The sequence below is a fragment of the Sphingobium aquiterrae genome (assembly GCF_037154135.1).
GTDB lineage: Bacteria > Pseudomonadota > Alphaproteobacteria > Sphingomonadales > Sphingomonadaceae > Sphingobium > Sphingobium aquiterrae.
Window position 1 is genome coordinate 206,868 of record NZ_JBANFL010000004.1, and the last position, 25,425, is coordinate 232,292.

Annotated in this window: 24 protein-coding genes; 16 read left to right on the forward strand and 8 right to left on the reverse strand. The window is 65.4% G+C overall.

Annotation, left to right across the window (positions count from 1 at the left end; translation table 11 throughout):
- Positions 1–19 precede the first annotated feature (19 nt).
- The 9 genes from mdh to WFP78_RS06325 all read left to right on the forward strand — a co-directional run bounded on the left by mdh (position 20) and on the right by WFP78_RS06325 (position 9,764).
- The gene (gene mdh, locus WFP78_RS06285; RefSeq protein WP_336959814.1) at positions 20–982 is read left to right on the forward strand and encodes a malate dehydrogenase; all 963 of its coding nucleotides are present in this window, start codon (positions 20–22) and stop codon (positions 980–982) included.
- Between the two features lie 92 nt (positions 983–1,074).
- A complete protein-coding gene (gene sucD / locus WFP78_RS06290; protein ID WP_336959815.1) occupies positions 1,075–1,959 on the forward strand; it encodes a succinate--CoA ligase subunit alpha in 885 nt (294 codons plus the stop codon).
- Between the two features lie 81 nt (positions 1,960–2,040).
- Entirely contained in the window at positions 2,041–4,842 is a 2,802-nt protein-coding gene (locus WFP78_RS06295) for a 2-oxoglutarate dehydrogenase E1 component (protein ID WP_336959817.1), read from the forward strand.
- A gap of 9 nt (positions 4,843–4,851) precedes the next feature.
- On the forward strand, positions 4,852–6,102 hold the full coding sequence (odhB, locus tag WFP78_RS06300; protein WP_336959820.1) for a 2-oxoglutarate dehydrogenase complex dihydrolipoyllysine-residue succinyltransferase: 1,251 nt from the start codon (positions 4,852–4,854) through the stop codon (positions 6,100–6,102).
- Between the two features lie 74 nt (positions 6,103–6,176).
- Positions 6,177–6,443, forward strand: coding sequence for a GIY-YIG nuclease family protein (locus tag WFP78_RS06305; RefSeq protein ID WP_336959822.1), 267 nt, complete (start codon positions 6,177–6,179; stop codon positions 6,441–6,443).
- A 49-nt stretch (positions 6,444–6,492) separates the two neighbouring features.
- Positions 6,493–7,893, forward strand: a complete 1,401-nt coding sequence (gene lpdA, locus WFP78_RS06310; RefSeq protein ID WP_336959825.1) for a dihydrolipoyl dehydrogenase — start codon at positions 6,493–6,495, stop codon at positions 7,891–7,893.
- A gap of 382 nt (positions 7,894–8,275) precedes the next feature.
- A complete protein-coding gene (locus WFP78_RS06315) occupies positions 8,276–8,575 on the forward strand; it encodes a putative quinol monooxygenase (protein WP_336959828.1) in 300 nt (99 codons plus the stop codon).
- A gap of 305 nt (positions 8,576–8,880) precedes the next feature.
- Positions 8,881–9,561: a trimeric intracellular cation channel family protein gene (locus tag WFP78_RS06320; RefSeq protein WP_336959831.1), complete on the forward strand. Its 681-nt coding sequence runs from the start codon at positions 8,881–8,883 to the stop codon at positions 9,559–9,561.
- Positions 9,562–9,632: 71 nt separating this feature from the next.
- Positions 9,633–9,764 (forward strand): hypothetical protein, encoded by a 132-nt coding sequence (locus WFP78_RS06325; protein WP_336959834.1) that lies wholly within the window; start codon positions 9,633–9,635, stop codon positions 9,762–9,764.
- Positions 9,765–9,777: 13 nt separating this feature from the next.
- On the opposite strand, the gene WFP78_RS06330 is transcribed toward WFP78_RS06325, so the two are convergent.
- Together WFP78_RS06330 and sppA are read right to left on the reverse strand one after the other, a co-directional pair.
- Positions 9,778–10,269: a GNAT family N-acetyltransferase gene (locus WFP78_RS06330; protein WP_336959835.1), complete on the reverse strand. Its 492-nt coding sequence runs from the start codon at positions 10,267–10,269 to the stop codon at positions 9,778–9,780.
- 14 nt (positions 10,270–10,283) lie between these two features.
- A complete protein-coding gene (sppA, locus tag WFP78_RS06335) occupies positions 10,284–12,179 on the reverse strand; it encodes a signal peptide peptidase SppA (RefSeq protein ID WP_336959838.1) in 1,896 nt (631 codons plus the stop codon).
- A gap of 426 nt (positions 12,180–12,605) precedes the next feature.
- Between sppA and groES the strand changes: the two genes are divergently transcribed.
- The 5 genes from groES to WFP78_RS06360 all read left to right on the forward strand — a co-directional run bounded on the left by groES (position 12,606) and on the right by WFP78_RS06360 (position 18,821).
- Positions 12,606–12,893, forward strand: coding sequence for a co-chaperone GroES (gene groES / locus WFP78_RS06340; protein ID WP_336959840.1), 288 nt, complete (start codon positions 12,606–12,608; stop codon positions 12,891–12,893).
- An 83-nt stretch (positions 12,894–12,976) separates the two neighbouring features.
- Entirely contained in the window at positions 12,977–14,620 is a 1,644-nt protein-coding gene (gene groL / locus WFP78_RS06345; RefSeq protein ID WP_336959842.1) for a chaperonin GroEL, read from the forward strand.
- A 239-nt stretch (positions 14,621–14,859) separates the two neighbouring features.
- The gene (locus WFP78_RS06350; protein ID WP_336959845.1) at positions 14,860–15,999 is read left to right on the forward strand and encodes an acyltransferase family protein; all 1,140 of its coding nucleotides are present in this window, start codon (positions 14,860–14,862) and stop codon (positions 15,997–15,999) included.
- 107 nt (positions 16,000–16,106) lie between these two features.
- Complete coding sequence (locus tag WFP78_RS06355) at positions 16,107–17,960, forward strand: M3 family oligoendopeptidase (RefSeq protein ID WP_336959848.1); 1,854 nt, start codon at positions 16,107–16,109, stop codon at positions 17,958–17,960.
- 390 nt (positions 17,961–18,350) lie between these two features.
- Positions 18,351–18,821 carry a hypothetical protein gene (locus WFP78_RS06360; RefSeq protein WP_336959851.1) on the forward strand — a complete coding sequence of 157 codons (471 nt, stop codon included), beginning with the start codon at positions 18,351–18,353 and terminating at the stop codon, positions 18,819–18,821.
- Positions 18,822–18,913: 92 nt separating this feature from the next.
- Here WFP78_RS06360 and WFP78_RS06365 read toward each other — a convergent pair whose 3' ends face one another.
- Both WFP78_RS06365 and WFP78_RS06370 read right to left on the reverse strand, forming a co-directional pair.
- Positions 18,914–19,915, reverse strand: a complete 1,002-nt coding sequence (locus tag WFP78_RS06365) for an LLM class flavin-dependent oxidoreductase (RefSeq protein ID WP_336959963.1) — start codon at positions 19,913–19,915, stop codon at positions 18,914–18,916.
- A gap of 231 nt (positions 19,916–20,146) precedes the next feature.
- Positions 20,147–20,578 carry an OsmC family protein gene (locus WFP78_RS06370; RefSeq protein ID WP_336959853.1) on the reverse strand — a complete coding sequence of 144 codons (432 nt, stop codon included), beginning with the start codon at positions 20,576–20,578 and terminating at the stop codon, positions 20,147–20,149.
- A 217-nt stretch (positions 20,579–20,795) separates the two neighbouring features.
- Here WFP78_RS06370 and WFP78_RS06375 point away from each other — a divergent pair, with 217 nt between their 5' ends.
- Complete coding sequence (locus tag WFP78_RS06375) at positions 20,796–21,161, forward strand: PRC-barrel domain-containing protein (protein WP_336959856.1); 366 nt, start codon at positions 20,796–20,798, stop codon at positions 21,159–21,161.
- Between the two features lie 30 nt (positions 21,162–21,191).
- Here the strand turns inward: WFP78_RS06375 and WFP78_RS06380 are convergent, their stop codons facing one another.
- From WFP78_RS06380 to WFP78_RS06390, 3 genes are read right to left on the reverse strand one after another with little or no spacing between them, the layout of a single operon-like run.
- Positions 21,192–21,662: a RidA family protein gene (locus WFP78_RS06380; RefSeq protein WP_336959858.1), complete on the reverse strand. Its 471-nt coding sequence runs from the start codon at positions 21,660–21,662 to the stop codon at positions 21,192–21,194.
- A gap of 26 nt (positions 21,663–21,688) precedes the next feature.
- On the reverse strand, positions 21,689–22,321 hold the full coding sequence (locus tag WFP78_RS06385) for a class I SAM-dependent methyltransferase (RefSeq protein WP_336959860.1): 633 nt from the start codon (positions 22,319–22,321) through the stop codon (positions 21,689–21,691).
- Between the two features lie 42 nt (positions 22,322–22,363).
- On the reverse strand, positions 22,364–23,266 hold the full coding sequence (locus WFP78_RS06390; protein WP_336959862.1) for a LysR family transcriptional regulator: 903 nt from the start codon (positions 23,264–23,266) through the stop codon (positions 22,364–22,366).
- A 148-nt stretch (positions 23,267–23,414) separates the two neighbouring features.
- Between WFP78_RS06390 and WFP78_RS06395 the strand changes: the two genes are divergently transcribed.
- On the forward strand, positions 23,415–24,911 hold the full coding sequence (locus WFP78_RS06395; protein ID WP_336959865.1) for a CoA-acylating methylmalonate-semialdehyde dehydrogenase: 1,497 nt from the start codon (positions 23,415–23,417) through the stop codon (positions 24,909–24,911).
- A 152-nt stretch (positions 24,912–25,063) separates the two neighbouring features.
- Here WFP78_RS06395 and WFP78_RS06400 read toward each other — a convergent pair whose 3' ends face one another.
- On the reverse strand, positions 25,064–25,375 hold the full coding sequence (locus tag WFP78_RS06400; RefSeq protein WP_336959869.1) for a GIY-YIG nuclease family protein: 312 nt from the start codon (positions 25,373–25,375) through the stop codon (positions 25,064–25,066).
- Positions 25,376–25,425: the final 50 nt, after the last annotated feature.

Consider the following 25,425-nt stretch of genomic DNA (forward strand, 5'->3'; position numbering starts at 1 on the left):
GTTGGAGGATCGACGGAAAATGGCCCGTAAGAAGATCGCGCTCATCGGCGCGGGTAATATTGGCGGCACGCTTGCCCACCTCGCGGCACTCAAGGGCCTTGGCGACATCGTCCTGTTCGACGTCGTGGAGGGTGTGCCCCAGGGCAAGGCGCTGGACCTGTCGCAATGCGGCCCGGTCGAAGGCTTCGACGCCAAGATCATCGGCTCCAACGATTATGCCGACATCGCGGGCGCGGACGTCATCATCGTCACCGCCGGCGTCGCCCGCAAGCCCGGCATGAGCCGCGACGACCTGCTCGGCATCAACCTGAAGGTCATGAAGGCCGTGGGCGAGGGCATCAAGAACAATGCCCCCGATGCCTTCGTCATCTGCATCACCAACCCGCTCGACGCGATGGTGTGGGCGCTGCGCGAATTTTCCGGCCTGCCGCACAACAAGGTCGTCGGCATGGCGGGCGTGCTCGACTCCGCGCGCTTCAGCCACTTCCTGGCCGAAGAGTTCAAGGTGTCGGTGAAGGAAGTGACCAGCTTCGTGCTCGGCGGCCATGGCGACACCATGGTGCCCGTGGTCGAATATTCGACCGTCGCCGGCATCCCCATCCCCGACCTGATCGCCATGGGCCGCTCCACCAAGGAGCGTATCGACGCGATCGTCGCCCGCACCCGTGCGGGTGGCGGCGAGATCGTCGCCCTGCTCAAGACCGGCTCGGCCTTCTACGCGCCCGCCACCAGCGGCATCGCGATGGCCGAAGCCTATCTGGGCGACAAGAAGCGCGTGCTGCCCTGCGCCGCCTATGTCGAGGGCAAATATGGCGTTGACGGCCTGTATGTCGGCGTGCCGGTGGTGATCGGCGCCGGCGGTGTCGAGGAAGTCATCGAGATCGCGCTGGGCGACGAGGCCAAGGCGAACCTTCAGGTGTCGGTCGACGCCGTGAAGGAACTGCTGGTCGCGTGCAAGGGCATCGATCCCTCGCTCGCCTGACAAGAGCTGCACCGGGTCGTCCCAGGGAATGTGAGCAGCCCTGGGACGGGTCGATAGACTGAAATGCCACGCAACTGCATGAAGGGGCGCGCATGTCCATTCTTATCAACAAGAATACGAAGGTCATTACCCAGGGCATGACCGGGGCCACCGGCACCTTCCATACCGAGCAGGCGCTTGCCTATGGAACGCAGATGGTCGCGGGCGTCACGCCCGGCAAGGGCGGCACGTCGCATATCGGCCTGCCCATGTATGACACCGTGCTGGAAGCCAAGACGAAGACCGGCGCCGACGCTTCGGTCATCTATGTGCCGCCGCCATTCGCGGCCGACTCGATCCTGGAAGCGATCGACGCGGAAATCCCGCTGATCGTCTGCATCACGGAGGGCATTCCGGTGCTCGACATGGTGAAGGTGAAGCGCGCGCTTTCCGGCTCCAAGTCGCGCCTGATCGGTCCGAACTGCCCCGGTGTCCTGACCCCGAACGAATGCAAGATCGGCATCATGCCCGGCAGCATCTTCAAGAAGGGCAGCGTCGGCGTGGTCTCGCGCTCGGGCACGCTCACCTATGAAGCGGTGTTCCAGACCAGCAACGCCGGCCTTGGCCAGACGACCGCCGTCGGCATCGGCGGCGATCCGGTGAACGGCACCAACTTCATCGACGTGCTGGAACTGTTCTTGGGCGATCCCGAGACCGAGTCGATCATCATGATCGGCGAGATCGGCGGCGACGCCGAAGAGCAGGCTGCGCAGTTCCTGATCGACGAGGCCAAGAAGGGCCGCAAGAAGCCGATGGCCGGCTTCATCGCGGGCCGCACGGCGCCTCCGGGCCGTCGCATGGGCCATGCCGGCGCGATCGTGTCGGGCGGCAAGGGCGACGCGGAGAGCAAGATCGCGGCCATGGAAGCGGCCGGGATCAAGGTTGCGGCGAGCCCGTCCGAACTGGGCACGACGCTGCTGGACGTATTGAAGGGCTGATCGAGCCACGACGCGGCCGGGCTGCACCCCGGCCGCGCTTTCCCGGCCCGCCGACTGCAGGCGGCACGGATGGATGATGACATGGGTTACGAGAATCAGGATTTCGAAGTCGAACAAGGTCCCAGCTGGGAACGGAGCAACTGGCCGCCGACCGACACCGACGACCTGACCGGCGCGCTTGACCCCACCCAGATGCAGGTGGCAATCAAGGCGGCTGCCAAGAAAACCGGCGCGGCGGTGTCCGAAGCCGAAGTGGCGCAGGCCGCCGACGATTCCATCCGGGCGATGATGCTGATCCGCACCTATCGCGTGCGCGGGCATCTGGCCGCCAATCTCGACCCGCTGGGCCTGACGCAGCGCGAGCTGCCGGCCGACCTGACGCCGGAATATCACGGCTTCTCCGGCGCCGCGCTGGACCGCAAGGTCTATCTGGGCGGCGCGCTCGGCCTGCAATATGCCACTGTGCGCGAACTGGTCGGCATCCTGCGCGCCAATTATTGCGGCAATGTCGGCCTGGAATATATGCACATCGCCGATGTGGAGGAGCGCCGCTTCCTGCAGGACCGGATGGAAGGCAAGGACAAGGAGATCATCTTTACGCCGGAAGGCAAGAAGGCGATCCTGTCCAAGGTCATCCAGGCCGAGCAGTATGAGAAGTTCCTGGGCCGCAAATATGTCGGCACCAAGCGCTTCGGCCTCGACGGCGGCGAATCCATGATCCCCGCGCTCGAAGCGGTCATCAAATATGGCGGCGCGCAGGGTGTGCGCGAGATCGTGTTCGGCATGGCGCATCGCGGCCGCCTGAACGTGCTGGCGAACGTGCTGGCCAAGGGCTTCCGCGTCATCTTCCACGAATTTTCGGGCGGCACCGCCAACCCCGAGGATGTCGGCGGTTCGGGCGACGTCAAATATCATCTGGGCACCAGCACCGACCGCGAGTTCGACGGCATCAAGGTGCATATGTCGCTCGTGCCCAACCCCTCGCATCTTGAAACGGTCGATCCCGTGGTGCTGGGCAAGGTGCGCGCGCAACAGGTGTTCCGCGACGACCTTGAAAAGCATGAATCGGTGCTGCCGGTGCTCATCCATGGCGACGCGGCCTTTGCCGGCCAGGGCATCGTGTGGGAATGCTTCGGCTTCTCGGGCATCCGCGGCTACAATACCGGCGGCTGCATCCACTTCGTCGTGAACAACCAGGTGGGCTTCACCACCTCGCCGCAGTTCGCCCGGTCCTCGCCCTATCCCAGCGACGTGGCGAAGGGCGTCCAGGCGCCGATCCTGCACGTCAATGGCGACGATCCCGAAGCCGTGACCTTCGCGTGCAAGCTGGCGATCGAATATCGCCAGACCTTCCACCGCGACATCGTGATCGACATGTGGTGCTATCGCCGCTTCGGCCATAACGAGGGCGACGAGCCCAGCTTCACGCAGCCGCTGATGTACGCGAAGATTCGCCAGCATCCGCCGGTGAGCGACGTCTACTCCGCGCGCCTCAAGGCGGAAGGGGTGGTCGACGACGATTTCGTAAACGGCGTGACCGGCGAATTCGTCAATCATCTGGAAGCGGAATTCGAGGCGGCCAAGAGCTACAAGGCCAACAAGGCGGACTGGTTCGCCGGTCGCTGGTCGGGCCTGCACAAACCGGCCGATGCCGAAACCTCGCGCCAGAATGTGGAGACCGCGATCACGTCCAAGCTGTTCGACAGCCTGGGCAAGACGCTGACCACCGTGCCCGAGGGCGTCAACGTCCACAAGACGCTCAAGCGCATCCTGGACGCGAAGGCGGAGATGTTCCGCTCCGGCGCCAGTTTCGACTGGGCGACCGGCGAGGCCCTGGCCTTTGGCGCGCTGCTGTCGGAAGGCTATGGCGTGCGCCTGTCGGGCCAGGATTCGGGGCGCGGCACCTTCAGCCAGCGTCACTCGGTCTGGGTGGATCAGGACAGCGAGAGCAAATATATCCCGCTGTCGACCGTCCGCCATGGCCGGTTCGAGGTGCTGGACAGCCCGCTGTCGGAATATGGCGTGCTCGGCTTCGAATATGGCTATGCGCTGGCCGACCCCAAGAGCCTGGTGATGTGGGAAGCGCAGTTCGGCGATTTCTCCAACGGCGCGCAGATCATCTTCGACCAGTATATCGCTTCGTCGGAGAGCAAGTGGCTGCGGGCCAACGGCCTCGTCTGCCTGCTGCCGCATGGCTATGAAGGGCAGGGGCCGGAGCATAGCTCGGCGCGTCTGGAACGTTATCTGCAACTGTGCGCAGAGGGCAATATCCAGGTTGCCAACTGCACGACGCCGGCCAATTATTTCCACATCCTGCGCCGTCAGATGCTCCGCAGCTTCCGCAAGCCGCTGATCATGATGACCCCCAAGTCGCTGCTGCGCCACAAGGCGGCCGTCAGCAAGGCGGAGGACTTCCAGGGCGAAACGCACTTCATGCGGCTGCTGTCGGATACCAATCCGGCGCCCGACACGGAGACGAAGCGCCTGGTGCTCTGTTCGGGCAAGGTCGCCTATGACCTGATCGAGGCGCGCGACGCGGCGGGGGACAAGAACACCCAGATCGTGCGTGTCGAGCAGCTCTATCCCTTCCCCACCGAAGCGCTCGCCATCCGCCTGAAGCGGATGACGAACCTTGAGGAAGTGGTGTGGTGCCAGGAAGAACCGCGCAACAACGGCGCATGGTTCTTTGTGGAGCCCTATATCGAGGAAGCGCTGGCGGATGCCGGGCGCGCGCCGATGCGGGCCCGCTATGCCGGCCGCAAGGCATCGGCATCGCCGGCCACCGGCCTTGCCAAGCGCCACATCGCCGAACAGGGCGCGCTCGTCGCCGACGCGCTGGGACACAGCGTTCGTGAAGAAATCCGACGCCAGAAGAAGGGCTGAGAAAGCATCATGGCAACCGAAGTCAAAGTGCCCGTACTGGGCGAATCCGTTACCGAAGCAACCGTTGGACAATGGCTGAAGAAGCCGGGCGAGGCGGTCGCTGTCGATGAGCCCATCTGCAGCCTGGAGACCGACAAGGTCGCCGTGGACGTGCCCTCGCCGGTTGCCGGCGTGCTGGGCCAGCAACTCGTCAAGGAAGGCGACACCGTCAATGTCGGCGCCGTCATCGCGGTGATCGAGGCGGGCGGCGCTGCCGCGGCCCCCTCGGCTGCGCCCGCTGCTGTTGCTGCCCCGGCCGCCAAGGCGGAGGCCGCCGCGCCTGCGCCCGCCGCTGCCGCCCCGGCGCCGGCTTCCGACGAAGACGGCAATCTGACGCTGTCGCCCGCCGTGCGCCGGCTGGTGCTGGAGCATGGTCTCGACCCCAGCAAGATCAAGGGCACCGGCAAGGACGGCCGCCTGACCAAGGACGATGTGATGGCCGCCGTTGCCGCCGGCACCGCGACCGCATCGGCGCCCGCCGCTGCCGCCGCGCCGGTTGCGGCCGCGCCCGCCGGCCCCGGCCGCGGCCAGGAACGGGTGAAGATGACCCGCCTGCGCCAGACGGTCGCCAAGCGCCTGAAGAGCGCGCAGGAAACCGCCGCGCTGCTCACCACCTTCAACGATGTCGACATGACGGAAGTCATCGCGGCGCGCGCGAAGTACAAGGACCTGTTCGAGAAGAAGCATGGCGTCCGCCTGGGCTTCATGGGCTTCTTCACCAAGGCCGTGTGCATGGCGCTCAGGGACGTGCCGGCGGTGAACGGCCAGATCGAGGGCGACGAGATTGTGTACAACAATTTCGCCGACATCTCGGTCGCGGTGTCCGCGCCCAACGGCCTTGTCGTTCCCGTCATCCGCAATGCCGAGAGCATGAGCGTGGCGCAGATCGAAAAGACCATCGGCGACTTCGGCCGGAAGGCGAAGGAAGGCACGATGACCATGGACGACATGAAGGGCGGCACCTTCACGATCTCCAACGGCGGCGTCTTCGGATCGCTGATGTCGACCCCGATCATCAACCCGCCCCAGTCCGGCGTGCTCGGCCTGCACCGCATCGAAGACCGTCCGGTCGTGCGCAATGGCCAGATTGTCATCCGCCCGATGATGTATCTGGCATTGAGCTACGACCATCGCCTTATTGACGGCCGCGAGGCAGTGACCTTCCTTGTCGCGGTGAAGAACGCGATCGAGGACCCGACCCGTCTGCTGATCGACCTGTAACCTGGGAGACGTCGTGCTCTTGCGAAAGCAGGAGCCCAGGGTGGAGACGTGTCACGAAAGCCGGCTATGTCTATTTGATGGCAAGCAGGCGCAACGGCACGCTCTATCTTGGAGTGACCAGCGATCTCCCGGCGCGGGTCCATCAGCATCGCAATGGTCTGGTGGCGGGGTTCACAAGGGATCATGGTTGCACACGACTGGTTTGGTTTGAACAACATGACGATCTGCAACAGGCACGGCATCGTGAGTTGCAGATGAAAAAATGGAAACGGGCCTGGAAGATCGATCTGATCGAATGTGACAATCCCCGGTGGGCTGATCTGTTCGAAGACCTTTTCTGAGCCGCCCTGGGCTCCTGCGTGCGCAGGAGCACATCGCAAGAGGTGATATATGGCTGACTATGATTACGATGTCCTGGTGATCGGCGCGGGCCCCGGCGGTTATGTCGCCGCGATCCGGGCCGCGCAGCTTGGCCTGAAGACCGCCTGCGTCGAGAGCCGCGAGACGCTGGGCGGCACCTGCCTCAATGTGGGCTGCATCCCGTCCAAGGCGCTGCTGAACGCGTCCGAACTGTTCGAGGAAGCCCATTCCGGCGCGCTCGCCAAGCATGGCGTGAAGCTGGGCAAGGTGGAATTGGACCTGCCCGCCATGCTTGCCGACAAGGACGATGCGGTGAAGGGCCTGACCGGCGGCATCGAATTCCTGTTCAAGAAGAACAAGGTGACGTGGATCAAGGGCCTCGCCAGCTTTGTCGACGCCCACACGGTCGAGGTGGCCGGCACGAAGACGACGGCGAAGAACATCGTCATCGCCACCGGCTCTTCCGTCACCCCGCTGCCGGGTGTCGAGGTCGACAATGACAAGGGCATCGTGGTCGATTCCACCGGCGCGCTTGCTCTGCCCAAGGTGCCCGACCATATGGTCGTCATCGGCGGCGGCGTGATCGGGCTGGAGCTTGGCTCGGTCTGGCGCCGTCTGGGCGCCAAGGTGACGGTGGTCGAGTATCTCGACCAGATCCTGCCCGGCATGGACGGCGAAGTCCGCAAGGAAGCGGCCAAGCTGTTCAAGAAGCAGGGCTTCGACATCAAGACCTCCACCAAGGTCACGGGCGTTGCGGTAAAGGGCAAGAAGGCGACCGTTTCGGTCGAGCCAGCCGCCGGCGGCGCTGCCGAAAGCATCGAGGCGGACGTGGTGCTGGTCGCCATCGGCCGCAAGCCGAACACCGACGGCCTTGGCCTCGACAAGATCGGCCTGGAGCTGAACAATCGCGGCCAGATCGAGACCGATCATGAGTTCGGCACGAAGGTCGCCGGCGTCTGGGCGATCGGCGACGTGATCCCCGGCCCGATGCTCGCTCACAAGGCCGAGGATGAGGGCGTCGCGGTCGCCGAGAATATCGCCGGCCTCACCGGCATCGTGAACCATGACGTGATCCCGTCCGTCGTCTACACCCATCCCGAGATCGCCGGCGTCGGCCTGACCGAGGAAGCGGCGAAGGAAAAGGGCGAGGTGAAGGTCGGCAAGTTCCCGATGATGGCGAACAGCCGCGCCAAGGCGATCAAGGACACGGACGGCTTCGTGAAGATCATCGCCGACGCCAAGAGCGACAAGGTGCTGGGTGTGTGGATCGTCGCCGGTCCCGCCGGCACCATGATCGCGCAGGCCGCGCAGGCGATGGAATTCGGCGCCTCCAGCGAGGACATCGCCTATACCTGCCACGCGCATCCGACGCACAATGAAGCGATCAAGGAAGCGGCGATGGCGGTGACGGGCAAGCCCATCCACATGTAATCGCGACGCGCGGCACGACCGCGCGGAGATGACGAACAGCAGGGGAGGCGGTCGCTGGTGCGGCCGCCTTCTTTGTTTTTGGGCGCCCCGGCGCGCGCTGGAGGGGCTGCGGGGGCAAGCCGACCTTGCCTTGGGCGTTGTGCCCCGATGCGGATGGGCTAGGCACATGCTGTCGGCGCGCTGCCGGCCGATCCGCGGGCGTGAAGCGCGGATGCTGCTCACCACACCCCGAGATGAGGGCATCGTCGCCATGCCAGCCGTCCTGTGTCGCCTGCACCCGGAGGCGAGAAAAGCGATGCCCAAATCCGCCCTGGGCAGGCGTGCCATGCTTGTCCGTCCTCGCGAAATCGGGCAGGACGGGCGCAGCACAGAGGAGAGAGCCATGCCGGTCAAGGTCGTTGCGTTCATTGCCGTGAAACCGGGGCAGGAGGACGCATTCGTCGCCGCCGCGCGTATCTGCGTCGCCGCCTCCCGCGCCGAACCGGGCGTGCTCTATTATGACCTGTGGCAGGAACCCGATGGCGCGCGCCGGTTCGTCTTCAACGAACTTTATGTCGACGACGCGGCTGTGCAGCAGCACATGGCCTCGGATCATTTCAAGGCATTGGGCATGGCCCTGCGCGACATCGCCGCCGCGCCGCCGACGATCATCGCGAGCCAGCCGGTCGATGTCGCCGACTGATCCCAGGGTCAGGACCGATCGCTCATCAGCCCCGCAACGCGTTGAAACGGGCATGGGGCTTGTTTCGATGCCGCTGCTCCGGGCGCCCGCATCCTGAAAACAGGCCGGGCTGCGCGAAGATCGCCCGCCTCGGCACCGGTGGAACGGAATGACCGTCGGTCCTGACGCGGATGCATCCTGGCGGCCTGTCGGGGCGCCGGAACAGGCGGTGCATGCCATCTCTCGCCCGCCTCCATTGCGATCCTGCCCATTCATGGCCTAAATCGGGCCGCGCATTTCCCTGCAAAAGGCCCGGACGCACGATCATGACTGCCGCCTCTCCCGCCATCGCCGCTACGGCCGCCATCGTGCCGCATGCCGGCGCGGCGCTGGAGTTTCTGGGGCTGGTGGGCACCTTCGTCTTCGCCGCCTCGGGCGCATTGGCGGCGGCGCGGCTGGGGCAGACGATCGTCACCTTCGCCTTTTTCGCGCTGATCACGGGCGTGGGCGGGGGGACGGTGCGCGACCTGCTCATCGGCGCGCCCGTCTTTTGGGTGAGCGATCCCTTGCCGGCGATGGTGTGCCTGGCGGCGGCGCTGGTCGTGTGGGTGACGCCGCAGCGGCTGTGGAGCGTGCATGCGCTGGACTGGCTGGACGCCATCGGCCTAACCGCCTTTGCCGTCTTCGGCGCGGCCAAGGCGCTGTCCTTCGGCATCCATCCCTTCGTTGCCGGGATGATGGGGGTGGTGACGGGCTGCGTCGGCGGCATCATCCGCGACCTGCTGGCCGGAGAGCCTTCCATCCTGCTGCGGCCGGAGCTTTATGTGACGGTGGCGGCGCTGTCTTCGGGGCTGTTCGTGTTGCTGGCCTGGGCCGGTGTCGCGCTGGCGCCGGCATCGGTGATCGCGGCGCTGGCGGGCTTTGCGCTGCGGGCCTTTGCGATCACGCGCGGCATCGGCCTGCCGGGCTATCGCATGGAGGAAGGCGAGGCAAAGGGGCGCGATTGATCGCTCCGCCGCATGAGCGTGAACGGAAAACTGCGTGAGACAATGAGTGTGCATTGTTGCATATCATTCTCATGAGCAAGATTGAAAACAGCATCGCCGTGTCGATCCGGTACTTCACCAACCCCCTCCAACTGTCCCTTGGTGGCGCGATTGCCTTGTCCGGCGTCGCCTTGCTGCTTGGTCAGATGCTATCGAGGGTCTGATCCACCGGGCCCGTCAGAGCGCGCGCTGCATATAGACTGTGTCGAGCAGCCGCCCGAACTTGCGGCCGACATCGCGCAGCCGGCCGACCTGATCGAACCCGCATTTCGCGTGGAGCGCGATGGAGCCCGGTTCCGCCCCGCCGATCACCGCGATCATCTGCCGGAAACCGGATTGTCGCGCAGTGTCCATCAATGCGCCCAGCAGGGTGCCGCCCACGCCCCGGCCCAGCCGCGCGGCATCGATATAGATGCTGTCCTCGCAGCTATGGGCATAGGCGGTGCGATCCCGGAACTGGGTCGCATAGGCATAGCCGACCACCTGCCCGCCTTCGACGGCGACAAGGAAGGGCCAGCCCTTGCCCCTGATCGTGTCACGCTTGTCCCGCCACGCCGCGATGTCCGGCGGTTCGGTGTCGAAGGTCGCCGTCCCGTGCAGCACATGATGCGCATAGATCGCGGCGATCCGTTCCAGATCGTCGGCCTCGGCATCGCGAACCGCCAGCATCCCCGCAGCTCCGCCTACCAGAGCTTTGCCATCAGCATTGCCAGCACGCCGCGGTCTTCCCGCGTCAGCGGGCGGGGCGGGGCATAGCCGCGGCACTCCAGGCAACTGGCGCGGATCGCGCTGCCGCCGATCATGCCGCGCACGTCGCTCACCACCTGCAGCGCCCATATCTGCTGGAGCAAAGCCTGCCGGCCCAGCCAGTCCCGTGCCTGCGCATTGCGGGCCTCGCCGTCGGCAATATCCTCCTCGTCCTGCAAGAACTGTTCGAGGAAGGCGACGACCTTGTCGGGCTCCTTTTCGATATAAGAGGGGCGGGCGCTGGCGGGATCGACCTTGGCGAGGCGGGCGGCCTCGGCAATGGCGTCCTCCAGCCCGCCGAAGCGGTCGACAAGGCCGTTCTGGCGCGCGGTGCCGCCGTCCCACACCCGGCCCTGGGCGATGCCGTCCACCTGCGCCGGGGTCTTGTGGCGGCTCTGCGCGACAAGGGCGACGAAGCGGCGATACATATTGTCGACGCTGCCCTGCGCCATCGTGTCGAAGGCGGGGGAGATGCCGCCGAAGACATTGGGCTCGCCCGACAGCGGCGTCGTCTTCACGCCGTCGCTGGAAATGCCGATCTTCGCCATCGTGCCCTCGAAGCTGGGCAGGATGCCGAACACGCCGATGGAGCCGGTGATGGTGTCCGGCTCGGCAAAGATGCGGTCGCCCGGCGTCGAGACCCAATAGCCGCCGCTGGCCGCGACATTGCCCATGGAGACGACCACCGGCAGCCCCTGTTTCCTGGCGGTCAGGATCGCCTGCCGGATGCGTTCGGAGGCGGTGACGGAACCGCCCGGCGAATCGACCCGGACGACCAGTGCCTTCAGGTCGCGCTTCGCCAGAGCCTTGTAGATGAGGTCCGCGATGGTATCGCCCGCCGCCGTGCCCGGCCCGCCTTCGCCATCCACGATGTCGCCGGCGATGGTGACGACGCCGATCTGGCCGTCATTGGCGGGCCTGCGGGCCTTCACATAACGGTCGAAGCTGACGGTGGCGAAGCTGTCGGCGGTGCCGTCCTTCGCCTTGCCGGCAATCGCGGCCACGCGCGCGCTGAATGCGAGTTCGTCGCCCAGCTTGTCCACCATGCCGGCATCGAGCGCGGCCTTGCCCAAATCACCCTGCGCCGCGCGCGCCATCGCTGCCGGGTCGGCCACAAAGGCGGCCAGCTTCGCCCTGGGCCGGGCCTTGGCGACATCCTGCTTCCAGTCGTCCCACAGCGCATCGGCCAGCGCCTGATCCGCCTGCTTCGCCTCGGGCGAGCTTTCGGTGCGGATATAGGGTTCGACAAAGCTCTTGTAAGTGCCGACGCGATAGACATGGGCGTTGATCCCCAGCTTGTCCATCAACCCCTTGTAATAGAGGCGCGATCCGCCGGGGCCGACCGGGGCGACGCCGCCCAGCGGATTGAGCCACACTTCGCTGGCATGGGCGGCGAGCAGATAGGCGTCGTCGCTATAATAGGTGGCATAGGCAAGCACCGGCTTCTTCGCCGCCCGCGCGGAATCCAATGCCTTGCCCACCCGCGACAGCGCGACCTGGCCGCCGCCCATGAAGCCGTCCAGATCCAGCACGATCGCCTTCACCTTGCTGTCCGTGGCGCCCGCCTCGATGGCGGTGACGACGTCGCGCAGGCGATATTCGCGCATCTGCCGGCGGCCGCTCAGCGCGCTCAGGCCGTCGATTTCATGCGGCTGCTCGACAATGGTGCCGTCCAGCCGCAGCAGCAGCGCGCCGGTGGAGACGCTGTTGACCGGGCGCGGCGTGAAGGAGAGCGCGGCATAGAGCGCGCCGAAGAACAGCAGCAGGAACAACAGCACCAGCCCGTCCTTCACCGCGACCAGGATGCGCCACATGCTCTTCACAAATGCCAAGGCCCGAACCTCCGTCAGCGGCGCGCGGGCAGGGGCCCGGCCGATGCCCCCTGAGCTAGTGCATCGGACCGCCGCCCGCAATGGACGGCCGCCTGCAATCCCATATGCGCCTGCCCCCGATGCCTTCCTCCCGTGCCTGCGCGCCCTCAACCTGCGCGCCTGACCGCGCGCGGGTGCATGCCCCTGCTTTGTCGCATGCCATGACCGCAGCGAAACATTTTTCTTGGCAAACGCCCTTGACCGGGCATTTGCTTCCCCCATATCAACGCCGCTGGCACTCCCTCCTGGGGAGTGCTAACAAACACAGGTTCCGTGGGAGCGGGGAGTCGATTGGTCGCGTTTTGGGGGAGGGGCGAGTCGCCCTGTTCCTTGCAGAGACGCAACCGGGGCGCTGCCCTCCCACTAATCGTAGGGAAAGGCAAATTTATGGCATTCCGTCCGTTGCATGACCGCGTTCTGGTCCGCCGCGTAGAAGCCGAGGCGAAGACCGCCGGCGGCATCATCATCCCCGACACCGCCAAGGAAAAGCCGCAGGAAGGCGAAGTCGTCTCCGTCGGCACCGGCGCGAAGGCCGAAGACGGCAAGGTGACGCCGCTGGACGTCAAGGCCGGCGACCGCATCCTGTTCGGCAAATGGTCCGGCACCGAAGTGAAGGTCGATGGTGAAGACCTGATCATCATGAAGGAAAGCGACATTCTGGGCATCGTCGGCTGATTTCCCGGCCTGTTTCCACAGGCCACAGCCGGGCGGTTTCTTCCAGTTTCTCCAGTTTACTCAGAAAGTAGAGGTAAAAGATCATGGCAGCGAAGGACGTCAAATTCTCGCGCGACGCTCGTGAGCGCATTCTGCGCGGCGTCGACATCCTGGCCGACGCGGTCAAGGTGACGCTTGGCCCCAAGGGCCGCAACGTCGTCATCGACAAGAGCTTCGGCGCGCCCCGCATCACCAAGGACGGTGTGTCGGTCGCCAAGGAAATCGAGCTGAAGGACAAGTTCGAGAACATGGGCGCCCAGATGGTGCGCGAAGTGGCCTCGAAGACCAACGACATCGCCGGTGACGGCACGACCACCGCGACCGTACTGGCGCAGGCGATCGTCCGCGAAGGCATGAAGTCGGTTGCCGCCGGCATGAACCCGATGGACCTCAAGCGCGGCATCGACCTTGCCGTGACCAGGGTTGTCGAAGACCTCAAGGCGCGTTCCAAGCCGGTCGCCGGCACCAAGGAAATCGCCCAGGTCGGCATCATCTCCGCCAATGGCGACACCGTCGTGGGCGAGAAGATCGCCGAAGCGATGGAGCGCGTCGGCAAGGAAGGCGTGATCACCGTCGAGGAAGCCAAGGGCCTCGAATTCGAGCTGGACGTTGTGGAAGGCATGCAGTTCGACCGTGGCTACCTGTCGCCCTACTTCATCACCAATCCGGAAAAGATGGCCGTTGAACTCAGCGACCCCTATATCCTGATTCACGAGAAGAAGCTTTCGAACCTGCAGGCGATCCTGCCGATCCTCGAAGCCGTGGTGCAGAGCGGCCGTCCGCTCCTCATCATCGCCGAGGATATCGAAGGCGAAGCGCTGGCGACCCTGGTCGTCAACAAGCTGCGTGGCGGCCTGAAGGTTGCAGCCGTCAAGGCTCCGGGCTTCGGCGATCGTCGCAAGGCGATGCTGGAAGACATCGCCGTCCTGACCAAGGGCGAAGTGATCTCGGAAGACCTGGGCATCAAGCTGGAGAACGTGACCCTGGGCATGCTCGGCACCGCCAAGCGCGTCACCATCGACAAGGACAACACCACCATCGTCGATGGCGCCGGTGATGCCGAAGCGATCAAGGGCCGCACCGAGCAGATTCGCGCACAGGTCGAGAACACCACCTCGGACTATGATCGCGAGAAGCTGCAGGAGCGTCTTGCCAAGCTTGCTGGCGGCGTTGCCGTCATCAAGGTCGGCGGTGCTTCGGAAGTCGAAGTCAAGGAGCGCAAGGACCGCGTCGACGACGCGCTGCACGCGACCCGTGCGGCCGTTGAAGAAGGCATCGTTCCCGGCGGCGGCACGGCCCTGCTGTACGCCACCAAGGCCCTGGACGGCCTGAAGGGTTCGAATGACGACCAGACCCGCGGCATCGACATCATCCGCAAGGCCATCGAAGCGCCGCTGCGCCAGATCGCCCAGAATGCGGGCGTCGATGGCGCCGTTGTCGCCGGCAACCTGCTGCGCGAGAATGACGAGACCAAGGGCTTCAACGCGGCGACCGACACCTATGAGAACCTGGTCGAGGCCGGCGTGATCGACCCGACCAAGGTCGTTCGTGCGGCTCTGCAGGACGCCGCTTCGGTGGCCGGCCTGCTGATCACGACCGAGGCTGCCATCTCCGAGCTGCCCGAGGACAAGTCGGCACCGGCCGGCATGCCCGGCGGCATGGGCGGCATGGGCGGCATGGACTTCTAAGTTCAGTCGAACAGACCGGATTACCGGACAAGAGGGCCGGGGGAGCGATCCCCCGGCCTTTTTTGTCGACAGGCTGCGGAACGCAGGGCAATGCCCGCGTCTTATACCCTGCAGGCTGGCGCCGGTTTCGCTCAGGGGAAGCAAAACCGGCGCCGGGTCTGCTTGTTTGTTTTCCGCATTTTCCCGGTCGTCCGGCGATGCCATCCGACGTGAAGATGTTCTGGCCAGGATTTCTCTGCTTGATTCCCAAAGCTGCTTCTGCCGCGCGCGGGCCGGATACGCGCCTGTCCCACAGCATCGCGATCGCACGTGTCCTCTGCATTCTCGGCGTCGTCTACGTCCATGCCTGGACGGGGCGCACCGGCGAGGAACTGGCGGCGATGGCAAGCTGGCAGGAGGGCTTGCGCTGGGTGCTGATGGAGGGGCTGGGCAAAAGCGCGGTGCCGCTGCTGGGCATCGTCTCCGGCTGGCTGGTGGCGGGATCGGCGCGCACGCGGCACTGGCGGGCGCATGTGGCGGTGAAGGCGCGCACCATCCTGCTGCCGATGGTGGCGTGGAACATCGTCGCGATCCTGCTGGTCTGCGGCGCGGCGCTGCTTTTCCACCTCAAGGCGCCGATGCCGGCGTCGCTGGAATGGACGGCGCAGGAAGTGCTGCTGCTCACCCGCAATCCCGACATCAACGTGCAGATGCCGTTCCTGCGCGACCTGTTCCTGTGCATGCTCGCCGCGCCGCTGCTGGTGCGCCTGCCGGGCCGGGCGCTGGCGATTATCGGCATCGGCGCCGCCATCTGCTCGGTGGCGGAATGGGGGCAGCCGTTGCTGCTGCGCCCGGCCATCCTCACCTTCTTCGCGCTGGGCATGCTGGCCCGGCGCGGCGGCTGGGCGGAGCGGGCGGCGGCGTTGCCCTATGCCGGGGCGGTGGCGCCCTTCCTGCTGCTCCTGCCGTTCAAGGTCGTGCTGTCGCTGCCGGCCGTCGCCGCGCCGGGCCTTCATCCCCATGCCATGGCCGCCTTCGACCTGATGATCCGCCTCGCCGCCGCGCTTGCCTTCTGGCGCACCGCATGGGCGCTGGCCGGTAGCGGGGCTGCGGAGAGCCTGCGCAGTGTCGAACGCTATGCCTTCTTCCTCTTCTGCAGCCACCTGATCCTCATCTGGCTGCTGGGGCCGGTGATCGGTGGTTTCACCGGGCCGCTCGGCGCGCCCGCCTATCCGCTGTTCCTGCTCGCGCAGCCGCTGCTGGTGCTGGGGGCGAGCATGACGTTGGGCGCGGCGCTTGCCCGTTTCTGGCCGCGCGCAGCAGCGTTGCTCAGCGGTGGCCGGCTGGGCAGTGCGCCGCCGCGCCAGAGACGTCGCCTCCTGGCCGTCGAGCCGCGCTGACCCTTCGTGCGCCACCTCTTTTCAGCCGTCGGGCGGATCGCCGCCGCTTGCAATGCGTTCAGCCGTATTGCAGGATTAAGACAGGTGAAAATGACGAAAGCTGATGCATGACCGACCTGTCCCGCCGTGAAACCATTGCCGTCTCGCTTGCCGCGGGGCTCGCCGCGAGTCTGCCCGCCGGCGCGCTGGCGCAGGGGGCGGCGGGGGCGCAGTGGGACCTTGCGGACATCTACCCCAATGATGCGGCGTGGGACGCGGCGCGCAGGAAGGCGCTGGTGGCGGTGCCCGATCTCGCCAGGTTCAAGGGCACGCTGGGCCAGGGCGCGGCACAGCTGCGCACGGCGCTCACCGCCATGTCGGACATGGGCCGCGAATGCTACCGCATCTTCACCTATGCCTTCCTGAAAAAGGACGAGGATCTGCGTGTTTCCGCCAATGGCGAGAAATTCGCGCAGGTGAACGACCTGCTGACCGCCTATGGCGAGGCGACATCGTGGCAGGCGCCGGAAATCCTGACGGTCGGCAAGGCGAAGATCGACGGCTTCATCGCCAGCGATCCCGGCCTTGCCCGCTTCCGCTTCCAGCTGGACGACACCTTGCGGCAGGCGGACCATGTGCTGAGCCCCGATGGCGAGGCGCTGCTCGCCGCCGCATCGGCCACGCTGTCCGGCCCGCGCGAGATTCGCGACCAGCTCAACAGTTCGGACATGCCCTGGCCTACCGTCACGCTCTCCACCGGCAAGCAGGCGACGCTGGACGACCAGGGCTATTCGCTCAATCGCGACGCCCCGGTGCGCGCCGACCGCAAGGCGGTGATGGATGCCTATTTCGGCACGCGCATGGCCTTCAGCAAATCCATCGGCGCGGCCTATGTCGCCAAGCTGAAAGGGGATATCTTCACCACCAAGGCGCGGAAGTACAAGAATTCGCTGGAAGCCGCGCTCTCCGGCGACAATCTGCCCGAGGGGATTTACCGGACGCTGGTGGCGGAGTGCAATGCCGGCCTGCCCGTGCTGCACCGCTATTTCGCGTTGCGCCAGAAGATGCTGGGCCTGCCCGACATGGGCTATTGGGACATTTATCCCCCGCTGGTCTCAGCCAAGCTCAGCTACACCATCCCGCAGATGCGCGGCCTGACGCTGGAGGCGGTGGAACCGCTCGGCAATGCCTATGTCGACACGCTGGCCACCGCGACGGCGGCGAAGTGGATGGACCCGCTGCCGCGCCCCGGCAAGCAATCGGGCGCGTACATGATGCCGGGCGCCTTCGACGTGCATCCTTATCTGCTGCTCAACCTGGGCGAGAATTATGAGGGGCTGAGCACCTTCGCACATGAATGGGGCCACGCCATGCACACGCTGCTGGCGGCCAAGGCCCAGCCCTATGAGACCGCGTCCTACGCCACCTTCATCGCGGAGATCGCCTCGACCTGCAACGAGCAGCTGCTGGCCGCGACCCTGCTGGAAAAGGCGAAGAGCAAACAGGAAAAGCTCTTCATCCTCGGCCAGCAGCTGGAGGGTTTTCGCGGCACCTTCTACCGCCAGACCATGTTCGCCGAATTCGAGCTGGCCGCGCATGACAAGGCGGAAGCGGGCGAGGGGCTGTCGGGCGAGGCGTTCAACACGCTCTACATGGACCTGCTCAAACGCTATCATGGCGACGGGGTGAAACTGGAGCCCAGCTATGCGGCGGAGTGGACGTTCATCTCCCACTTCTTCCGCAACTTCTATGTGTGGCAATATGCCACCTCGATTACGGCGGCGACCTTCTTCGCCGAATCGATCATGAAGGGCGGGGCGAAGGAGCGGGACAATTATCTGACCCTGCTGAGTGCGGGCGGTTCGGACTATCCGCACGCACTGCTCAAGCGCGCCGGGCTGGATATGACGACGCCCGCCCCCTATCGCACGCTGGTCGCCAAGATGAGCGGGATCATGGACCAGATCGAGGCGTTGATTTAGCCGGGGCTTGGGACGGGAGTAGCCGACATCCCCTACATCGTCATCCCGGACTTGATCCGGGTTCCATTCGTGCAACGGTTATTATCTTGCGAAAGGTCGGAACCAATGAATCCTGACTTTCGCTAGGATGACGGCGGTGGTGATGGGAAGGCAGCGACCATTTGCGGACTTTGGGACCTCGTCATCCTGAACGTGTTTCAGGGTCCATTTCTCCGAATTGAGCGAAGGCTTGTGTGGCACGATGGATGCTGAAACAAGTTCAGCATGACGAAGGAGGGATGGCAGCAAGCGACCAAAGTAGGTCGAAAAGGGCCTGTTCACGCCCCCTGATTGCGGACGGTCGTTTCAACGCTACATTGTCGTTGAGGCGGTGAATCGGAGGACACGAACGTGATCGGATTGTTCATACTTGTCGCAGTCTCAACATCTCAATGCCCGCCTGAACGCGCGCATTACACTCTGCGGCACTCTTCCGATGTTTCAGCTTATTTTCGTAAGGTCGACAGTGACCCAGACTGGCCCAGCGGTCTTGCACTGGCGATCCACTATAAGACGTCCAACCAAACATTTTGGTGGCTGCCTTGGAATGGTGGAACGAACGGATTACGGAATGTGGCGTCTACTACCGACGTTACCGTGAAAAACTGGCAACCTCCAAATCCCGACGGAGGTCCGCGCCCTTATGGGAACAGACAATATCTGGGACTGGATGCCGACTACAACATCATTAACGATATCCCGCGCGAAGGATCACCTGCGCCTGCCCACATGCTTTTTCCAGACTCTGCCGGTTCTGGCGATATCGCTTTTTCAAAGAAGCAATTTTTTGACTTGATCAGCTGTTCGGCAAGCGACAGCTAAGCGGCTGCCGAGGTTTAAAGCCGCCAGTCCGCTCCCCACCCAGTCCAACTGTTCGCCGTTGACGGAACGGCGTAACGCACAGCAGGCTGACCTCAAGCCGCCACGGTCGCGATCGCCTTCGCCGCGTCCATCGCGATGCCGAAGCTGCGCTTGCGGGCGTCTGCGTCGAAGATCATGCCGCTCACCATCACCTCGTCCACCTGGGTGCGGGCGATGAAGGCGGTCAGGTCGCGCTCGACATCGGCCTGCGTGCCGATGCTCGAAGCGCTCAGGACATTGGCGAGCATGGCGTTGGCCTGCAGTGGCAGCATGTCGCGATAGCCCGGCACCGGCGGCGGCAGGCGGCCGGGCCGCCCGGTGCGCAGCGCAACGAAGCTCTGCTGCATGGAGCTGGCGATCAGCTCCGCCTCTTCGCGGCTGTCGGCGGCGAAGATGTTGAATCCGGCCATCGCATAGGGCTGCGCCAGTTGCGCGGAGGGGCGGAAGTCGCGGCGATAGATGGCCAGCGCCTCGTCTAGCGCATCCGGCGCGAAATGCGAGGCGAAGGCATAGGGCAGGCCGAGCGCGGCGGCGAGTTGCGCGCCGTAGAGGCTGGAACCCAGCATCCACATCTCCACCTGCGCCCCGGCGCCCGGTGTCGCGACAAAGCTCAGTCGCTCGTCGCCGGCGAAATAGCCCTGCAGCTCCTGCACGTCGCGGGGGAACTGGTTGACGTCCGCCATCAGGTTGCGCCGCATCGCCTGCGCCACCCGCTGGTCCGACCCGGGCGCGCGGCCAAGGCCCAGGTCGATCCGGCCGGGGAACAGCGCGTCCAGCGTGCCGAACTGTTCGGCAATGGCGAGCGGCGCGTGATTGGGCAACATGATGCCGCCCGCGCCGATCCTGATCGTAGAGGTCGCCGCGCCGACATGCGCCAGCACCACCGATGTCGCGGCGCTGGCGATGCCGGGCATGCCATGATGCTCCGCCGTCCAGTAGCGATGATAGCCAATGGATTCGGCGAAGGCGGCAAGGTCCGCCGCGCGGGCGAGCGCCGTGCGCACATCGCTGCCTTGGGTGACGGGGACGAGATCGAGCAGGGAAAGTCGGGTCATGCCGGCAATATGGGGCATGATCCGTTTTCTTCCACTACTTTCTTTTCGGATGCCGTCTGCCGGCCGATATTCCCACCCGCCCTCGCATCCGTGCTCCTGCGCAGGCAGGAGCCCAGGGTGGCGGGGCAGGGCATCGCCCCGGGGTTCCGGCCTGCGCGGGAACATTCAGGAGAGACGAAATGCCCGCTCGAAAGGCAGGGAGGCCCATGTCCCCGGTCGCGTGCCGTTCGCCTACACCAGAAACTGGGCGTCCAGCGTGATCTCGGCCTTCAGCAGCTTCGACACCGGGCAATTGACCTTGGCCTTTTCCGCCAGCGCCCTGAACGTCTCGGCATTGGTGCCGGGCACCGAGCCTTTCAGGGTCAGCGCGATCTTCGTGATGGCGAACGCGCCGTCCGGCTGCTCCAGCGTTACCAGGGCATGGGTTTCCAGCCGTTCCGCCGTCAGCCCTTCCTGCCCCAGGATATTGGCCAGCGCCATGGTGAAGCAGCCGGCATGGGCCGCGCCGATCAGTTCCTCCGGATTGGTGCCGGGCTGGTCCTCGAACCGGGTGTGGAAGCCATAGGGCTGGGCGTTGAGCGCGCCGCTCTGGGTGGAGAGGCTGCCCTTGCCGTCCTTCAGCCCGCCGCTCCAGGCCGCCGATGCGCTGCGATTGATCTTCATATGCCGATCCTCCTTCTCTTCGCCGCCGCAGGGCCGCGGCCGGTCGCAAATGATCCCTGACCTGTCGGGGAAAATCCGCCGGGAAATCCATGTTTCCCGTCGATCCCCGCACGACCGGCCCCTCAGGCCGACAGCGCCGCCCATCGGCATGGACAGGGAACGCACCGCAGCCCCGCCGGTTCATCCTTTATCATCGCAAGAATGACAGGAGAGCGACATGAGCGACATTGCCATAGAGGAAACCGCGACCCTGATCGCGTCCGACAAGGTGGAGGGCACCGCAGTCTATGATCGCGCGGGCGAGCGGCTGGGGTCCATCAGCAATTTCATGGTCGACAAGATATCCGGCACGGTGCGCTATGCCGTGCTGTCCTTCGGCGGCTTTCTGGGCATCGGCCAGGATTATTATCCGCTGCCCTGGTCGATGCTGACCTATGATAGCGGCAAGGGCGGCTATGTCGTCGATCTGGATAAGGCCTTGCTGAAGAATGCGCCGCGCTACGAACGGGATTGCGAGCCCGTCCACGATCAGGATTATGGCCGCAGCGTCTATGATTATTACGGCGTGACCTTCCCCTTCTAAGGGGCAGGTGGCCGCATATGGTCCCGCGCGTCACCCCGGCGCGCGGGCGATGCACTCCACTTCCACGCCGGCCTTCAGCGCCAGGGCAGGGGCGCCCAGCGCGCTGCGGGCGGGCAGGCGGCCCGGCGTGAAATAGCTGACATAGACGCTGTTGAACGCGGCAAGCTGGCCGATGTCGGTCATCATCACCGTGCATTTGAATATGTCGTCCATGGTGACGCCCGCCAGCCTGGCGACATTCGCCACCCGGTCCATGGCCAGCTTTGCCTGGGCGGGAATGTCCGTCGGCACGCTGCCGTCCGCCGCCACCCCGACCTGCCCCGAAAAATAGATGACATCGCCCACGCGCACCGCCGCCGAATAGGGGGCGGTGGCGCCCGGCGGGTTGAAATGCCGGATGTCCTGCTGCTGCCGCTGCTGTTGCTGCGCCGATGCGCCGGGGGGCAGCGAAGCGAGCCCGAGGATCACGATGGCAAGCGTGGCGGCGGGGCGACGAAACATGGCAAACTCCATCAGGGCCTGGGGCGTCATTCCCCCTGGCGGGTGAAGCGGAAGATGGTGGCGGGCGGGAAGTTGCGTACGGTCTGGCCCGCGCGCACCACCTGCAGGCCCAGTTCGGCCAGCATGTCGCGCGGCACGGGCGGGCGCAGGGAATAAGTGAACTGCACCAGGGCGCCGCCGGGCCGAACCATGGCGAAGGCTTCGGACAGGATCGCCTTCACCATCGGCTGGTCCATGGCGAGCAGGGGCAGACCGCTGACGATGCACTGATAATCGCCGGGCGCGCCGGCGGCATGGGCGGACACCGTCTGCGCCGGGCATTCCAGGATCGCGGTGCCGGGAAAATGCCGGCGCAGGCCACGGGCGAAGCTGGGGTTGATCTCCACCACTTCCAGCATGTCGGCAGGCAGGCCCATCGCCAGTATCTCACGCGTGAAGGCGCCGGTGCCGCCGCCGAATTCCAGCACGCGCCCGCCATCGGGGTCGATATCCCGCACCATCAGGCGGGCGAGATAGCGGCTGGAGGGGACGACGGATGCCGTCTGCCGCGGCTTGCGCAGCCAGGCACCCAGGAAGTTCAGATATTCCACCGGGCTGGTGCTGCAGTCCCGGGAGCGGTCGACGGCGATAGCTCTGGGGCGTTTTAACCTGTCATGCATGATGGTGGAGTGACCGTATCGTTGGCGAACCGGTGGCCACCCTTAGCGTGCCGATTGCGGGGCGTCGACTGCCTTCAAGGTCTCCACCCGTTCTGACAGCCATTGGGAGACCGCCGCGACCCGCGCGAGGCGGACCAGGTCGCCATGGGTGACGAGCCAGAAGCTGCGTATGATCTCGATTTCCCCCTGCATCACCGGCTCCAGCCCGGCGTCGCGGCTGCCGATGAAATCGGGCAATATGCCGATGCCGGCATGGCCCGCGATCATCCGGTGCTGTACATTAATGCTGGTGCTGCGCAGGGTCGCCTCCAGCCCCGGCTCCACTTCGCCCAGATAGTCGAGTTCCGGCGAAAAGATGAATTCCGGCACATAGCCCACCAGCACATGATCGCGCAGCGCCGCCCGCTGCTCCGGCCGCCCGGCGCGATCCAGATAGGCGGGGCTGGCATAAAGGTGCAGCCGGTAATCCCCCAGCCGCCGCACCGTCAGCCGCCCGCGCTGCGGCCGCGCCAGCATCACCGCCATGTCGGCCTCGCGCTTGGAGGGGTTGAGGAAGCCCGACGCGGTGATGATGTCCAGCCGGATGCCCGGATGCCGCGCGTTGAAATCGGCCAGGCCCGGCGCCAGCACCCAGCTGCCGAAGCCCTCGGCCACCGACAGGCGCACCTGCCCCGACAGGCTGTGCTGCTCGCCGGTCACATCGGCCACGGCCGAGAGCGCCGCGCTTTCCACGCTTTCGGCATGGCCCAGCAGCGCCCGCCCCTTTTCGGTCAACTGCCGCTCGCCCCCGGCATATTCGAACAGTTCGGTGTCCAGCGCGCGGCCGAGGCGGGTGAGGCGGCGGCCGATGGTGGTCGCGTCGATGCCCAGCGCGCGGGCCGCCGGCGCCACCTTGCGCGCGCGCGCGACAGCGAGGAAGATGCGCAGGTCGTCCCAGTCCAGCATCACGGCCCCTCAGATGATCCTGTCTCATTCTGCATTTTTGCAGCCATATGATGCAGATATGGGGGATTGAATGCAGGAACGCAATGTTCGATGCAGCCGGTAACGCGAGGGCCAGCCCCATCGACCAGGCCCATAGGAGAGAGTTTCGATGCGTGAGATTTCCCACAAGCTCGCCGGTGCCTTTGCCGGCACGCCCGCCCGCTTCAGCGACGTGTTCGATCCCAATAATGGCGGCGTGCAGGCGCGCGTGACGCTGGGCGATCAGGCCGTGCTGGACCATGCCGTCGCCGCCGCGAAAAAGGCGCAGCCGGCATGGGCCGCCGTCAATCCGCAGCGCCGCGCCCGCGTGATGTTCGCTTTCAAGGCGCTGGTCGAGAAGCATATGGACGAGCTGGCCCACATGCTCAGCGCCGAACATGGCAAGGTGATCGCCGACTCGAAGGGCGATATCCAGCGCGGCCTGGAAGTGATCGAATTCTGCTGCGGCATCCCGCATGTGCTGAAGGGCGAATATACCCAGGGCGCCGGGCCGGGCATCGACGTCTACAGCTTCCGCCAGCCGCTGGGCATCGGCGCGGGCATCACCCCGTTCAACTTCCCCGGCATGATCCCGCTGTGGATGTCGGGCGTCGCGATCGCGACCGGCAATGCCTTCATCCTCAAGCCTTCGGAGCGCGATCCGTCCGTGCCCGTGCGCCTGGCCGAACTGTTCCTGGAAGCGGGGCTGCCCGAAGGCATCCTGCAGGTGGTGCAGGGCGACAAGGAGATGGTGGACGCGATCCTCGACCATCCCGATATCAAGGCGGTGAGCTTCGTCGGTTCCTCCGACATCGCCCATTATGTCTACAAGCGCGGCGTCGCCGCCGGCAAGCGCGTGCAGGCCATGGGCGGCGCGAAGAACCACGGCATCGTCCTGCCCGATGCGGACCTCGACCAGGTGGTGAACGACCTGTCCGGCGCGGCCTTCGGCTCGGCGGGCGAGCGTTGCATGGCGTTGCCGGTCGTGGTGCCGGTGGGCGAGAAGACCGCGCTCGCCCTGCGCGAAAAGCTGATCCCCGCGATCGAGGCCCTGCGCGTGGGCATCTCCACCGATGCGGAGGCGCATTACGGCCCGGTCGTCACCGCCGCGCACAAGCAGAAGATCGAGAACTGGATTCAGACCGGCGTCGACGAGGGCGCGGAGCTGGTGGTCGACGGCCGCGGCTTCACCCTGCAGGGGCATGAAGAGGGCTTCTTCGTCGGCCCGACGCTGTTCGACCATGTGACGACCGTCATGGCCGCCTACAAGGAAGAGATTTTCGGCCCCGTGCTGCAGATGGTCCGCGCCGACAGCTTCGAGGAAGCGCTGTCGCTGCCCAGCAAGCATCAATATGGCAATGGCGTCGCCATCTTCACCCGCAACGGCCATGCGGCCCGCGAATTTGCGGCGCGGGTGGATGTGGGCATGGTCGGCATCAACGTGCCGATCCCGGTGCCGGTCGCCTATCACACGTTCGGCGGCTGGAAGCGTTCCGCCTTTGGCGACACCAACCAGCACGGCATGGAAGGCGTGAAGTTCTGGACCAAGGTGAAGACCATCACCCAGCGCTGGCCGGACGGCAGCGCCGACGGCAGCAACGCGTTCGTCATCCCGACGATGGGGTGAGGGGAGGACGCGATGAACCAGCACCGTCATCCTGACGAACGTCAGGATCTAGGGTTCGGGGCGCAGCGCGCGAGGCTCTGGATGCCGGATCAAGTCCGGCATGACGGGGAGGCAAAAGGCCGGATCAGTCAAGGGGGAGCGACGCTGGGCCTTTATCGCCCAGGCAAAGGCTCGAAACCCAAATCCTCCGCCAGATCGCGCCAGCGCGGATTGGCAGTTTCGATGAGGTCCAGTTTCCACGCCCGTCGCCAGTTCTTGAGCTGCTTTTCGCGAACAATGGCCGCTTCCATACAGTCGCACGTCTCGAACCATACCAGCCGGTTGACGCCGTACCGGGCCGTAAAGCCATCCGTTGCTTTTGTCCGATGCTGATATATGCGCTGGATCAGGTCGGATGTGACGCCGACATACAGCGTGCCGTTGCGGTCGCTGGCCATGATGTAGATGGCGGGTTGACGGTCCATAAGGTCGTTTTCAACCGCCCTGGATGCCGGATCAAGTCCGGCATGACGGA

What these genes read in the sequence shown, in the direction of transcription:
- mdh (WP_336959814.1), top strand. Translation starts at nt 20, where the DNA reads ATGGCCCGTAAGAAGATCGCGCTCATCGGCGCGGGTAATATTGGCGGC.
- sucD (WP_336959815.1), top strand. Translation starts at nt 1,075, where the DNA reads ATGTCCATTCTTATCAACAAGAATACGAAGGTCATTACCCAGGGCATG.
- WFP78_RS06295 (WP_336959817.1), top strand. Translation starts at nt 2,041, where the DNA reads ATGGGTTACGAGAATCAGGATTTCGAAGTCGAACAAGGTCCCAGCTGG.
- odhB (WP_336959820.1), top strand. Translation starts at nt 4,852, where the DNA reads ATGGCAACCGAAGTCAAAGTGCCCGTACTGGGCGAATCCGTTACCGAA.
- lpdA (WP_336959825.1), top strand. Translation starts at nt 6,493, where the DNA reads ATGGCTGACTATGATTACGATGTCCTGGTGATCGGCGCGGGCCCCGGC.
- WFP78_RS06315 (WP_336959828.1), top strand. Translation starts at nt 8,276, where the DNA reads ATGCCGGTCAAGGTCGTTGCGTTCATTGCCGTGAAACCGGGGCAGGAG.
- WFP78_RS06320 (WP_336959831.1), top strand. Translation starts at nt 8,881, where the DNA reads ATGACTGCCGCCTCTCCCGCCATCGCCGCTACGGCCGCCATCGTGCCG.
- WFP78_RS06325 (WP_336959834.1), top strand. Translation starts at nt 9,633, where the DNA reads ATGAGCAAGATTGAAAACAGCATCGCCGTGTCGATCCGGTACTTCACC.
- WFP78_RS06330 (WP_336959835.1), bottom strand. Translation starts at nt 10,269, where the DNA reads ATGCTGGCGGTTCGCGATGCCGAGGCCGACGATCTGGAACGGATCGCC.
- groES (WP_336959840.1), top strand. Translation starts at nt 12,606, where the DNA reads ATGGCATTCCGTCCGTTGCATGACCGCGTTCTGGTCCGCCGCGTAGAA.
- groL (WP_336959842.1), top strand. Translation starts at nt 12,977, where the DNA reads ATGGCAGCGAAGGACGTCAAATTCTCGCGCGACGCTCGTGAGCGCATT.
- WFP78_RS06355 (WP_336959848.1), top strand. Translation starts at nt 16,107, where the DNA reads ATGACCGACCTGTCCCGCCGTGAAACCATTGCCGTCTCGCTTGCCGCG.
- WFP78_RS06365 (WP_336959963.1), bottom strand. Translation starts at nt 19,915, where the DNA reads ATGACCCGACTTTCCCTGCTCGATCTCGTCCCCGTCACCCAAGGCAGC.
- WFP78_RS06370 (WP_336959853.1), bottom strand. Translation starts at nt 20,578, where the DNA reads ATGAAGATCAATCGCAGCGCATCGGCGGCCTGGAGCGGCGGGCTGAAG.
- WFP78_RS06375 (WP_336959856.1), top strand. Translation starts at nt 20,796, where the DNA reads ATGAGCGACATTGCCATAGAGGAAACCGCGACCCTGATCGCGTCCGAC.
- WFP78_RS06380 (WP_336959858.1), bottom strand. Translation starts at nt 21,662, where the DNA reads ATGTTTCGTCGCCCCGCCGCCACGCTTGCCATCGTGATCCTCGGGCTC.
- WFP78_RS06385 (WP_336959860.1), bottom strand. Translation starts at nt 22,321, where the DNA reads ATGCATGACAGGTTAAAACGCCCCAGAGCTATCGCCGTCGACCGCTCC.
- WFP78_RS06390 (WP_336959862.1), bottom strand. Translation starts at nt 23,266, where the DNA reads ATGCTGGACTGGGACGACCTGCGCATCTTCCTCGCTGTCGCGCGCGCG.
- WFP78_RS06395 (WP_336959865.1), top strand. Translation starts at nt 23,415, where the DNA reads ATGCGTGAGATTTCCCACAAGCTCGCCGGTGCCTTTGCCGGCACGCCC.
- WFP78_RS06400 (WP_336959869.1), bottom strand. Translation starts at nt 25,375, where the DNA reads ATGGACCGTCAACCCGCCATCTACATCATGGCCAGCGACCGCAACGGC.